Here is a 12,411-nt window from a genome sequence, read left to right as displayed (position 1 = left end):
GCTCGATGTCGGCCACCCCCAAGAAGAACCTCATGCTCTTCTCCGGGCGGGCCCATCCGGAACTGGCCGAGCAGGTGGCCAAGGAGCTCGACGTCACGATCACCCCGCAGTCGGCGTACTCGTTCGCCAACGGCGAGATCTTCGTGCGCTTCGAGGAGTCGGTACGCGGCTGCGACGCGTTCGTGCTGCAGTCGCACTCCGCCCCGATCAACGACGCGATCATGGAGCATCTGATCATGGTCGACGCGCTGAAACGGGCGTCGGCCAAGCGGATCACCGTGGTCATGCCGTTCTGGGGCTATGCCCGGCAGGACAAGAAACACCGCGGCCGGGAACCGATCTCCGCCCGGCTCGTCGCCGACATGTTCAAGGTCGCGGGCGCCAACCGAATCATGACCGTCGACCTGCACACCGCGCAGATCCAGGGCTTCTTCGACGGGCCGGTGGACCACCTGTTCGCCCTGCCGGTCATCGCCGACTACGTCAAGAAGACCTACGCCGACCGCGAGCTCGCGGTCGTCTCCCCCGACTCGGGCCGGGTGCGGCTCGCCGAACGCTGGGCCGAGACGCTCGGTGGCACGCCGCTGGCGTTCATCCACAAGACGCGCGACCCGAAGCAACCGAACGAGGCCAAGGCCAACCGCGTCGTCGGCGAGATCGAGGGCCGGACGTGCGTCGTGATCGACGACATGATCGACACCGGTGGCACCGTGGTGAAGACGGCCGAGGTCCTGCTCAAGGACGGCGCGGCCGAGGTGATCGTCGCGGCGACCCACGGCGTGCTCTCCGGTTCGGCCGCCGAGCGGCTGGCCGGCAGCGGAGCCCGTGAGGTGATCTTCACCGACACCTTGCCGATCCCCGACGAGAAGCGGTTCCCGCGCATGACGGTGCTGCCCATCGCGCCGCTGCTGGCCCGCGCGATTCACGAGGTGTTCGACGACGGCTCGGTGACGAGCCTGTTCAACGGCAACGCCTGACCCACCCCCGCGATGAGGACCAGCCCCGCGGGGCTGGTCCTCAAGGCCGTCGCCCTCCAGACTGGCCTTCCGGCCCTCGTCGCATCCCGCCTCCGCGGGCGTGCCTGCGCACAGACGAAGGGGGAGGCCGATGGTGGAGACCGATGTCCTGGTCGTCGGCGCGGGGCCGATCGGCCTCACGCTGGCCGCCGAGCTGCGCCGTCGCGGGGTGAACTGCCGCATCATCGACCGGCTGGCCGCGCCGCTGCCCTACGCGAAGGCCATCGGCATCCAGCCCCGCACCCTGGAGATCTGGGAGTCGATGGGGCTGCTGCGCGAGGCCCTGGACGCCGCGACACCGCTGCTGGGCCAGCTCATTTTCGTCAACGGTGAGCAGGTCGGCCGGATCGTCCTCGAGGTGCCGCCCGAGGTGCCCTTCGGGTTCGTCGCGCTCCCGCAGTACGCGACCGAACGGGTCCTGACCGAGCATCTGGACGGCCTCGGAGTGAGCGTCGAGCGAGGAGTCGAGCTCACCGGGTTCGAGGCCGACGCCGACGGGGTGACGGCCACGCTCACCGGGCCGTCCGGCGAGTGGCCGGTGCGGGCGCGCTACCTGGTGGGCTGTGACGGGGCGCACAGCATCGTCCGCAAGGGGGCGGGACTCGCCTTCACCGGCGACGCCTTCGTCGAGGAGTACATGCTCGGCGACGTCGAGGTGGGCTGGAAGCTGCCGCCCGGCTTCAGCATCCGGGCCACCCACACCACCGGCGGCCGCGTCGACGACGTGCTGGTCTGCATCCCGCTGCCCGGGCGCGGCCGGTACCGGATGTCGATGCTGGCCCCGCCCGAGCTGGCCACCCCCGCTGCGGGCGGCGACGAGGTCGCGCACGGGCTGGAGGGCGGCCGGGCCCCGCAGCTGGCCGACCTGCAGCGGGTCCTCGACCGGCTCGCCCCCGAGCCGACGACCGCGTCGAACCTGCGCTGGTCGTCGGTGTTCCGGATCAGCCACCGGATCGTCGACCGCTACCGCGAGGGCCGGGTCTTCGTCGCGGGCGATGCCGCGCACATCCATCCGCCCACCGGCGCGCAGGGGATGAACACCGGCATCCAGGACGCCTACAACCTGGGCTGGAAGCTGGCTCTCGCGGTCGCCGGGATCGGCGCCGACGGGCTGCTCGACAGCTACGACGCCGAACGCAGGCCGATCGGCGAGGAGGTCGTCGGGCGCACGGTGCGGCACGCCCGCACCGGCATCGACGCCGACCCCGATGACCCGAGGACGATCCTGCTGCGCGAGGCACAGCTGCTGGTGAACTACCGCGGGGGGCCGCTGGGGTACGACCTCGACTCGGCGGAGAAGGCCCTGCGGGCCGGCGACCGCGCTCCGGACGTGCGCGGCCTGTGCCGGCCGGGCGTGGAGTTCGGGCTGCGGCTGTTCGAGCTGTTGCGCGGCCCGCGGCACACCCTGCTGTGCTACGCCGGGACCGCCGACGACGCGGCTGGTCTCGACGAGCTGGCCGAGACCGCCCGGCGGCACGCGCACGGCAGGCTCGACGCCTACGCCGTCCTCGCGCCGGAGGCCGACCCCTCCGGGCTGCTGCTGCCCGCGGTGCGCGACGCCGACGGTGAGTTCCGCGCCGCGTACGGACCCGGCATCGTCCTCGTCCGCCCCGACGGCTACCTCGGCTACCGGTCCGGCCCGGCCGTTCCCGGGGAGCAGCGCTCCGGCCTGCTGGCAGCCATGGCCAGGACGTTCGCGGCCCCGATCGGGGACTGAGCGGAGCGCGCGGAGCGAACATCGGCGCAGAGCTCGGCACTCCGACGGCCCGTTTCCGGGCGGCGTTTGCGACACGCGTATCCTTCTCTCCGTTCCGCGGCGAGGGCGGGCGGTGTTCATGGCCCGCCGTGATCGACGCTGAGCCGGCTTCCCGGTTCCTCGCCGCGCGTTCCATCCGCGCTACGCAAGATCGAGGAGAACCACCGTGGCCGACGCCCGCATCGACGCCGAGACCCGGACCGAGTTCGGCAAGGGCGCAGCCCGCCGGACCCGCCGCGCCGGCAAGATCCCCGCCGTGCTCTACGGGCACGGCACCGACCCGCAGCATCTGGCACTCCCGTCGCTCGAGTTCGCCCGCGTCGTCCGCGAGCAGGGCCGCAACGCCGTGATCGAGCTCAACGTCGACGGTTCCGCACCGCAGCTGGCGCTGACCAAGACCGTGGTCGTGCACCCGATCCGGCCCTACATCGAGCACGTCGACCTGCTGGTGGTCAAGCACGGTGAGAAGGTCGTCGTCGAGGTTCAGGTCATCATCACCGGCGACGCCGCGCCCGGCACTCTGATCACCCAGGAGGTCAGCACCGTCGAGGTCGAGGCGGACGCGCTGAACATCCCCGAGAACCTCGAGATCTCGGTCGAGGGCGTCGAGGCGGGAACCCAGTTCCTGGCCGGCGAGCTGGCCCTGCCGGACGGCGTCGAGCTGCGCACCGACCCCGAGCAGCTCGTCATCAACGTGGTGGCCGCGCCGACCGCCGAGCAGCTCGAGGGCGAGGCTCCCGCGGCCGCCGAGGGGGCCGAGCCCGCGGAGATCGCGACCCCCGCCGCGGAGAGCTGATCGTGGCGCCGGGCCCCGCCCTGGTGGTCGGGCTCGGCAACCCCGGACCCGGCTACGCCGAAACCCGGCACAACGTCGGCTTCCGGGTCGTCGAGTCGCTCGCGACCCGGGCCGGTGGCGGCCGATTCGGCAAACACCGGTCGAACGCCGACGTGCTGGAGGGACGGCTGGGCGGGCGAAGGGTTGTCCTCGCCAAGCCACGCACCTTCATGAACCTGTCCGGTGGCCCGGTCGCCGGGCTGCTGAAGTACTTCTCGGTGCCCGCCGAGGAACTCGTCGTCGTGCACGACGACCTGGACCTCGGCTTCGGCGTCGTCCGGCTCAAGCGTGGCGGCGGCGAGGGCGGGCACAACGGGCTGCGGTCGATCAGCGGCTCCATCGGGACGCGCGACTACCTGCGCGTCCGGTTCGGGATCGGCCGCCCGTCCGGCCGCCAGGACCCGGCCGACTTCGTGCTCAAACGCTTCTCTGCGACCGAGCGCAAGGAGCTGGAGCTGGCGGTCGACCTGGCCGCCGACGCCGTCGAGGCGCTGCTGGCCGACGGTCTGGAACCGGCGCAGAACCGGTTCCACGCCCTCTCGGGCTGACCCGCGTCACCCGGATCCAGCGACTCGGTCGCGGAAATACCGCGACTCGCGGGGTCATGCGCGAGAGGTCAGCAGAGCGCCGGTGGCGGCCCGGCGCAGCTTGCCGGAGGGTGTCTTGGGCAGGCTGCCCGGAGCCAGCACGACGACGTCGGCGGGGCGCACCCCGGTCGCCGACACCACGCGCGATATCACGTCCTTACGGATCGGCCGCTCGGCCTCGGCGTCACCCGCCCGCCGCGACTCCACCACCACCAGGAACGACTCGCGATGCCGGGTGTCGTCGGCCACCAGCCGCACCGCGACCACGTTTCCGGCGCGCACCCCGTCGGCCGCTGCAGCCGCACGCTCGATATCGGTCGGGTAGATGTTGCGGCCGGCCATGATGATCATGTCCTTGCGTCGCCCGCAGACGACGACGGCACCGTCGGCGAGATAGCCCTCGTCTCCCGTGTCGAGCCACCCCTCGGCGTCCTGCGCGCACTTCGGGCCCTCCACGGTCAGGTAGCCCGGCGTCACCGACTCCCCGCGCAGCTGCAGCAACCCGACCTCGCGTTCACCGAGCACGGTGCCGTCGTCGCCGACGACGCGGACCTCGATACCGGACAGCGGCGGGCCGAGCCGCGGAAACCGGCGGGCCACCGCGGCGCCCTCGGCGTCGGTCGGGACGGCCCGACGACCTGCCTCGAGCTCCTCGGCGTCGACGCGATCGATCTCCAACCCGGTGTCGCAGGGAGCGAACGAGACCCCCAGCGCCGTCTCGGCCATCCCGTAGGCGGCCACCACCGCCTCCCGGCGCAGCCCGAACCGGGCACCCGCACCGGTGAACGCCTCGACTGCGTCCGGGTCGACGGGTTCGGCGCCGTTGAGCGCGAACCGCAGGGTCGAGAGGTCGAGGGAACCCTCCTCGGCCCTGGCGAGCTGCCTGCCCAACACGGCGTAGGCGAAGTTCGGCGCCGCGGTGACCGTCCCGCCGTAGGACGAGATCAGCTGCGCCCACAGCAACGGGCGGGTCAGGAAGTCGGCCGGGGTGACGGTGACGAGCTCCAGTCCGGTCACCATCGGAACGGTCAGGAACCCGACCATCCCCATGTCGTGGAACAGCGGCAGCCACGACACCATCACGTCGCGCCGCACGTCGAGGCGCGACGCCTCGACCATCGCGGTGATGTTGGCGAACAGGTTGCGGTGCGTGATCCGGACGGCCTTGGGTTTCGCGGTCGAGCCGCTGGTGAGCTGGAGCAGCGCGGTGTCGTCCTCGTCCGCGACGTCGGCGGAGGGCCAAGCGATCGGCTCGGCCGCGGCCAGTTCGTCGATCAACCGGAAGGCGATTCCGCGTTCGCGCAGCACCGGGGCGAGCGCCTCGAACGGGGCACCGAGCAGCACCAGTTCGGCCCCGATCATCTCCAGCACGGTGACGGTGTCCGCGGCCCAGCCCGCGAGGTCGGTGCGCGCGGTGGGCTGGTGCAGCATCGTCACGCTTCCAGCGCTGAGCCAGACGGCCTGCGCCGCCGGGGCGATCGCGGCGGGTTCGCCGGCCAGCACCGCGACGGCGCCGCCCGGGCGCAGCGGCGGAACCCCGGCCGCGCCGGCCCGCAGGGTGGCCGCCATCCGCAGCGCCGTCTCGTGCACCTGGGGCCACGTGCGGCGCACCGGCTCCCGGGGTTCACCGGTGGTCATACCGCGATCGGATCGGGAGGCAGCGTCCAGCAACATCGCGAGGAACCGGGACATGGCGCAGAGCCTACGGCCCGCGCGTAGCATCGGACGGCGTGTCGGACCAGCAGATCGCGGCCGCTGTCGCGGCGGAATTGCCCGCCGCCCGGGCGGACCTGGAGCACCTGGTGCGCATCCCCAGCATCTGGGCCGATCCGGCGCATGCGCAGAACACCCGGCGCAGCGCGGAGGCCGTCGCCGAACTCGCGCGGGCGGCCGGTGCAGCCTCCGTCCGGGTCGTAGCCGCCGATGGCGGCGCACCGGCGGTTATCGCGCGCTGGCCCGCGCCGGAGGGCCGGCCGACCGTGCTGCTGTATGCGCACCACGACGTCCAGCCCACCGGCGGCGACGAGCGCTGGACCAGCCCTCCCTTCGAGCCCACCGAGCGCGACGGGCGGCTCTACGGTCGCGGCGCCGCCGACGACAAGGCGGGCGTGATGACCCATCTCGCGGTGCTGCGCGCCTACGGCGGCCGCCCGCCGGTCGGGGTCACGCTGTTCATCGAGGGCGAGGAGGAATCCGGTTCCCCGACGCTGACGGCGCTGCTGCGTGAACACCACGCGGAGCTGGCCTGCGATGTCATCGTGATCGCCGATGCCGCCAACCCCGCGGTCGACGTCCCGGCGCTGACGACCAGCCTGCGCGGGCTGGTCGACGTGGTCGTCGAGGTCGCGATGCTGGAGCGGCCGGTGCACTCCGGCGTCTACGGCGGACCGGTCGGCGACGCCCTCACCGCCCTGTGCGTCGCGCTGGGGTCGCTGCACGACGAGAAGGGCGAAGTCGCCATCCCCGGGCTGGTGCGCTCCGGTTCCGACGCGCCGGACGTGGACGAGACCACCTTCCGCGCCGACGTCGGCCTGCTCAACGGGGTCGAGCTGCTCGGCACCGGCACGGTCCCCGACCGCGTCTGCTACCGGCCGGCCGTTGCGGTGCTGGGTATCGACGCACCGCGGGTCGACGAGGCGGCGAACGTCCTGCTCCCGAGGGCCCGGGCGATGGTGAGCCTGCGGCTGGCGCCCGGTGAGGACACGGCGGCGGCACAGCGGGCGCTGAGCGAGCATCTGAAGGCCCACGTGCCCTGGGGCGCACAGGTGACGGTCACCCCGGGCACCGGGGTCGCCGAGCCGGTGAGCCTGGAGAGCACCGGGACCGCCTACGACGCGGCGCGCCGCGCGTTCGCGGCGGCCTACGGCAACCCCGCGGTCGAGATGGGTATCGGCGGGTCGATCCCGTTCATCCCCGAGTTCGCGCGCACGTTCCCCGGCGCCGAGGTGCTCGTCACCGGGGTCGGCGACCCGGCCAGCCGTTGGCACGGTATCGACGAGAGCCTGCACCTGGTGATGTTCGGTCGAGGGGTGCTCGCAGAGGCCTATCTGCTCGCTGCGCTCGCCCGTGCGCGGTAAGTAGTGCCAGAGCAGTACTCAACGCGCACGAGCGTCAGTCTGCTGGGCACGGTCGAGGTCTGGCGGGCCGCTGACGGTTGCGCCCCCGCGGAGATCCTGCCCGGCGGGCTGCGGCTGCGTGGGCTGCTCGCGCAGCTCGCGCTGGACAGCGGACGCCCCGTCACCGCCGAGAGCCTGATCGACGACCTGTGGGGCGAACAGCCCCCGGACTCCGTGGGGAACGCGCTGCAGTCGCTGGTGTCGCGGCTGCGTCGCGCGCTGGGCACCGAACTCGTCGCGACGGTGCCCGGCGGATACCGGCTGCAGGTCGCCCCCGAGGACGTCGACGCCGTCCGGTTCGTCCGGCTCATCGGTTCCGCCGCAGCCGAACCCGATCCGCGCCGCGGCCGCGAGCTCCTCACCGCGGCGCTCGGGCTGTGGCGCGGCCCCGCGCTGGCGGACCTGCGCCGGCTCCCGTTCGCCGACCCGGCCGCCGATCGGCTCGCCGAGCAGCGGGCCACCGCCGCCGAACGACTAGCGGCGCTGAGCCTGAGCCTCGGTGAACCCACGGTGGGGCTCGACGTGCTGAGCGAGCTGCTTGCCGGCCAGCCGCTGCGGGAGAGCGCCGCGGTGGCGCTGGCGCGCGGGCTGCACGCCGCCGGGCGGCAGGCCGACGCGCTCGCCGTGCTGGACCACACCCGCGAGCTGCTTGCCGAGCAGCTCGGCGTCGACCCCGGCCCGGAGCTGGCGCAGACCCGGCTCGACGTGCTGCGCGGGACCCCGCCCGCCCCACCGCCGCGCCCGCCCGCCGTCGCCCGCCCCGGCAGGGCGGCGCTGACCAGTTTCGTCGGCCGCGACGACGACGTCTCCCGGGTCCGCGGGCTGCTGACGTCCGCCCGGCTCGTGACGCTCACCGGGCCCGGCGGGGCGGGCAAGACCCGGCTGGCCAGGGAGGTTGCGGCCGACCTCGGGGGCGAGACCCGGCTGGCCGAGCTGGCCGCGCTCACCGGACCCGACCAGCTGCCCGCCACCCTGCTCGCCGCCCTCGGCGGCCCGGAGCTGGTGATCCACAGCCAGGAGGAGATCGGGCCGGACACCACCGAACGGCTGCGCGCCGCGGTCGCCGGGCGCGACCTCGTCCTCGTCCTGGACAACTGCGAGCACCTGGTCGACGCCGTCGCCACGCTCACCCAGACGCTGCTGGAGACGAGCCCCCGGCTGCGCGTGCTGGCCACCAGCCGCGAGCCGCTGGCCATCCCCGGCGAGATGCTGCATCCCGTCGACGCGCTGGCGCCCGCCGCCGCGAGGCGGCTGTTCGCCGACCGCGCCGCCGCCGTCGCGCCCGGCTTCGCGCTCGATGATGCGGTGCGACCCGCCGTCGCCGAGATCTGCCGGCGCCTCGACGGACAGCCACTCCCGATCGAGCTCGCGGCGGCCCGGCTGCGCACCTTGTCCCCGCACGAGATCGCCACCCGGCTCGACGACCGGTTCCGGCTGCTCACCGCAGGTGCCCGCACCGCGCTGCCGCGGCACCAGACGCTGCGCGCGGTCGTCGACTGGAGCTGGGAGCTACTGAGCAAACCCGAACGGGTGCTGGCGCGGCGGCTCGCGGTGTTCACCGGCGGGGCGACCGAGGCGGCGGTGGAGCGGGTGTGCACCGGCCCGGACGGCCCGGCGCTCGGCGAGGTACTCGACCTGCTCGCCGCACTGGTCGACAAATCGCTGGTGGTCGCGGTGCCGCAACCGGGCGGGACACCGACGCGGTACCGGATGCTGGAGACGATCCGGGAGTACGCCCGGGAGCAGCTCGACACGGCCGGGGAACGGGACGCGGTCGCGGCGGCGCACGCGGCGTTCCTGGTCGAGCTGGTGGAACAGGTCGAACCGCAACTGCGCGGCGCCGGCCAGCTCGAATGGCTGGCGCAGCTGCGCGTCGAGTCCGACAACATCACCGAAGCGCTGCAGCACGCGGTCGAGGCGGGCGACGCGCCGACCGCGCACCGGCTGACCGCGGCGATGTGGTGGTCGTGGCTGATCCGCGGGTTGTTCGACGAGGCCATGCGGTGGGTCGAGGCGGTCTGCGCGCTGCCCGGCGCCGCCCCCGCCGACGTGCGCGCGCGCAACACCGCCTACCTGGCCCTGACGTGCGCGGCACGGGGCGACCTCCCGGCGGCGCTCCGATGCGTCGAGACCGCCACGGGGCTCGCGGCGAACCTGCCCGCACCCCGGCATCCGGTGCTGGACCTGATCGAACCGATCACCGCGCTGTACGCCGAGCAGGACGAGGGCCCGGTCAGCCGCCTTTCCGAGGAGGCCGACGACCCGTGGCTGCGGGGGATGGCGCTGCTCACGCGCGCCCAGGTCGCCGAGAACCGCGGCGACATCGAGGCCCAGCGTTCTCTGATCAGGGCCGCGCACACGCGGTTCGCGGCGGTCGGCGACCGCTTCGGCCTCGGCCTGACGCTCGGCTCGCTCGGCGAGCTGGAGGACATCGCGGGCGACCTGGATGCCGCCGCCCGCGCCTATGACGAGGCGATCGCGCTCGCGACCGAGCTGGGCAACGACGACGATCTGCCTCAGTTCCTCGTCCACCGGGCCCGGCTGGCGGCGCGCCGCGGGGACCTCGACGCCGCACGCGCCGAGCTGACCGCGGCCGCGGCCGTCGGCTCCGGCCCGTTCGGGAACGCCGGCGCCGTGCCGGTGATGCTGGCGGAGGTGGAGCGGCTCGCCGGCCGGTTCGAGGCCGCACGGGCCCAGCTCGAACTGGCCGCCACCGATCTCGCCGAGAGCGGGCTCGGGGTGCCGCAGCGGCGGGCATACCTCGCCGCGGCGCACGCCGCCGTCGAGCTGACGGCCCGCGACATCGCCGCCGGGCGGGCGCGTCTCGCCGAGGCGGTGGCCGCCGCGGTCGAGAGCCGCGACGGTCCGGTCACCGCCATGGTCGCCGAGCTCGCCGCCCGGTTCGCGCTGCGCGAAACAGACGCCGCCACGGCCGGGCTGCTGCTGGGAGTGGCGGCCGCCCAGCGCGGCACCCTCGACCGGGGCAACCCCGAGGTGCTGGCCGCGCTCGACGAGGTCCGGGACGCGCTCGGCCCCGCCGCGGCCGACGAGGCCGTCGAGCGGGGCCGAGCCCTGCCACGCACCGAAGGCCTGGCCCTTCTCCAAGCCTTCATCCCGCGAGTCGCGGTATTTCCGAGCGCGAGTCGGGGTGTTTCCGCGACCGAGTCGGGGTGATTCCGCGCCTCAGGTCCGGCGCCGGTACAGCGTCACCGCCATCGGCGCGAACACCGCGAAGATCCCCGCTGCCCAGATCAGCGCCTGCACCGCGGGACCCGCGACCGGACCGCCGACGAGCAGGCCGCGAATCGCGTCAGCCGTCTTCGAAACCGGGTTGATCTCCACCCAGCCCCGCAGCCAGGCCGGCATCGTCTCGGCCGGCACGAACACGTTGCTGCCGAACGTCAACGGCATCATGATCAGAAACCCGAGGCCCTGCACCGAGCGCGGATGGTTCACGACCATCGCCAGTGCGGTGAACACCCAGCACAACGCGAAGGCGAACACCATCACCAGGCCCAGCGCCGTCACGACGGCCAGCGGCCCGGTGCCGAACCGGAAGCCGAGGATCACCCCGAACACCAGCATGATCACGCCGGAGGTCAGATAGCGCACCAGATCCGCCCCGATCGCCCCGAACAGCGGGGCGCCGCGCGAGATCGGCAGGCTCCGGAAACGGTCGAAGATCCCGGTGTGCAGGTCCTCGGAGAGCCCGACCCCGGTACCCGCCGAGGCGAAGATGACCGTCTGCACGAGCACACCCGGCAGCGCGAACTGCAGGTAGGAGGTGGTGTCGCCGGCGATCGCGCCGCCGAAGACGTAGACGAACAGCAGCAGGAAGATCACCGGCTGCAGCGTCACGTCGACCAGCGCCTCGGGCGAGTGGATCGTCTTGACGATCCCGCGCCAGGCCAGGGTGGCGCCGTGGCGCAGCGCCGAGGGGCCGCGCCTGCCGTGCACCGGGGCGGGCACGCCCGGCGTCGAGGTGACGGGCCGGATCGCGGTCTCGGTCCTCGACGCGGTCGTCATGCGGCCGCCTCCTCTGTCGTGGCCTCGGCGTCCTCGGCCGAATGCCCGGTCAGCGTCAGGAAGACGTCGTCGAGGCTGGGCAGCCGCAACCCCAGCTCGGCGACGGTGAGCCCGGCCTCGTCGAGCCGCGCGCCGACCCGGTGCAGCAGCCCCGGCTCGACGGCCGGCGCGGTGAGTCCCCCGGTGGCGTCGACGATCGGCGCGTCCGGGGTCAGCTCGGCGACGAGCGCGGTCACGGCGGCCAGGTCGGCACGATGCAGCGGCCGCACGTGCAACCGCTGGCCGCCGATCTCCGTCTTGAGCGTCGCGGGGGTACCGGCGGCGATCACCCGTCCCCGGTCGAGGACGACGAGATCGTCGGCGAGCTGGTCGGCCTCCTCCAGGTACTGGGTGGTCAGCAGCACGGTGACGCCCTCGCCGGCGAGCGTCCGAACCTGCTCCCACACCTCGTTGCGGTGCCGCGGGTCCAGTCCGGTCGTCGGCTCGTCGAGGAACAGGACCTCGGGGCGTCCGATCAGGCTGGCGGCCAGGTCGAGACGGCGCCGCATGCCACCGGAGTAGGTGCGCACCCGGCGAGAGGCGGCCTCGGTCAGCCCGAACTGCTCGATCAGTTCGGCGCTGCGCCGACGGGCGGTGCGGCGCGGCAGGTCGAGCAGCCGCGCGATGAGCATGAGGTTGTCGGTACCGGACAGGGCTTCGTCGACGGCCGCGTACTGCCCGGTCAGCCCGATGCGCGAGCGCACCGCTGCCGGCTCGGCGACGACGTCGTGGCCCAGTACGTGCGCCCGCCCGCCGTCGGGTCGCAGCAGGGTGGCGAGCACGCGGACGGTCGTCGTCTTGCCCGAGCCGTTGGGCCCGAGCAGGCCGAGCACGGCGCCGCGACGGGCAGTCAGATCGACGCCGGCCAGCGCGGTGGTCGAGCCGAAGGTCTTCACCAGACCCTCGACGTCGATGACGGAGTTCATGCCGAGCAGCCTGCGCGGGCGGGCTGCTCCGACGCTGGTACCGCGCTGGCACCCCGCTGGCAGCGCGGACGTACCCCGACGCGGTCGCGGAGACACCCCGACTCGCGCTC

Annotated in this window: 9 protein-coding genes; 6 read left to right on the top strand and 3 right to left on the bottom strand. The window is 73.6% G+C overall.

Going from position 1 to position 12,411, the window contains the following annotated elements:
* Positions 1-5: 5 nt before the first annotated feature.
* The 4 genes from G567_RS0118020 to pth all read left to right on the top strand — a co-directional run bounded on the left by G567_RS0118020 (position 6) and on the right by pth (position 4,155).
* Positions 6-977 carry a ribose-phosphate diphosphokinase gene (locus tag G567_RS0118020; protein ID WP_037057626.1) on the top strand — a complete coding sequence of 324 codons (972 nt, stop codon included), beginning with the start codon at positions 6-8 and terminating at the stop codon, positions 975-977.
* Positions 978-1,107: 130 nt separating this feature from the next.
* The gene (locus G567_RS0118015; RefSeq protein ID WP_028931076.1) at positions 1,108-2,733 is read left to right on the top strand and encodes an FAD-dependent monooxygenase; all 1,626 of its coding nucleotides are present in this window, start codon (positions 1,108-1,110) and stop codon (positions 2,731-2,733) included.
* Positions 2,734-2,938: 205 nt separating this feature from the next.
* Positions 2,939-3,568, top strand: a complete 630-nt coding sequence (locus tag G567_RS0118010; RefSeq protein ID WP_028931075.1) for a 50S ribosomal protein L25/general stress protein Ctc — start codon at positions 2,939-2,941, stop codon at positions 3,566-3,568.
* Positions 3,565-4,155, top strand: a complete 591-nt coding sequence (gene pth, locus G567_RS0118005) for an aminoacyl-tRNA hydrolase (protein WP_373865900.1) — start codon at positions 3,565-3,567, stop codon at positions 4,153-4,155. The genes G567_RS0118010 and pth overlap by 4 nt, the downstream gene beginning before the upstream one ends.
* A 54-nt stretch (positions 4,156-4,209) precedes the next feature.
* On the opposite strand, the gene G567_RS0118000 is transcribed toward pth, so the two are convergent.
* Positions 4,210-5,886, bottom strand: coding sequence for a fatty acyl-AMP ligase (locus tag G567_RS0118000; protein WP_028931073.1), 1,677 nt, complete (start codon positions 5,884-5,886; stop codon positions 4,210-4,212).
* Positions 5,887-5,924: 38 nt separating this feature from the next.
* Here G567_RS0118000 and G567_RS0117995 point away from each other — a divergent pair, with 38 nt between their 5' ends.
* On the top strand, positions 5,925-7,271 hold the full coding sequence (locus tag G567_RS0117995) for a M20/M25/M40 family metallo-hydrolase (protein ID WP_051233254.1): 1,347 nt from the start codon (positions 5,925-5,927) through the stop codon (positions 7,269-7,271).
* A gap of 3 nt (positions 7,272-7,274) precedes the next feature.
* Positions 7,275-10,484, top strand: coding sequence for an AfsR/SARP family transcriptional regulator (locus tag G567_RS29700; protein ID WP_051233253.1), 3,210 nt, complete (start codon positions 7,275-7,277; stop codon positions 10,482-10,484).
* Positions 10,485-10,493: 9 nt separating this feature from the next.
* Here G567_RS29700 and G567_RS0117985 read toward each other — a convergent pair whose 3' ends face one another.
* Both G567_RS0117985 and G567_RS0117980 read right to left on the bottom strand, forming a co-directional pair.
* On the bottom strand, positions 10,494-11,336 hold the full coding sequence (locus G567_RS0117985) for an ABC transporter permease (protein WP_084796227.1): 843 nt from the start codon (positions 11,334-11,336) through the stop codon (positions 10,494-10,496).
* Positions 11,333-12,301 (bottom strand): daunorubicin resistance protein DrrA family ABC transporter ATP-binding protein, encoded by a 969-nt coding sequence (locus G567_RS0117980; RefSeq protein WP_028931070.1) that lies wholly within the window; start codon positions 12,299-12,301, stop codon positions 11,333-11,335. The genes G567_RS0117985 and G567_RS0117980 overlap by 4 nt, the downstream gene beginning before the upstream one ends.
* Positions 12,302-12,411: the final 110 nt, after the last annotated feature.

Origin of the sequence: Pseudonocardia asaccharolytica DSM 44247 = NBRC 16224, assembly GCF_000423625.1 — a bacterium.
Taxonomy (GTDB): domain Bacteria; phylum Actinomycetota; class Actinomycetes; order Mycobacteriales; family Pseudonocardiaceae; genus Pseudonocardia; species Pseudonocardia asaccharolytica.
Note: the sequence above shows the minus strand (reverse complement) of the source record. Positions and strands in the feature narration are given on the sequence as shown.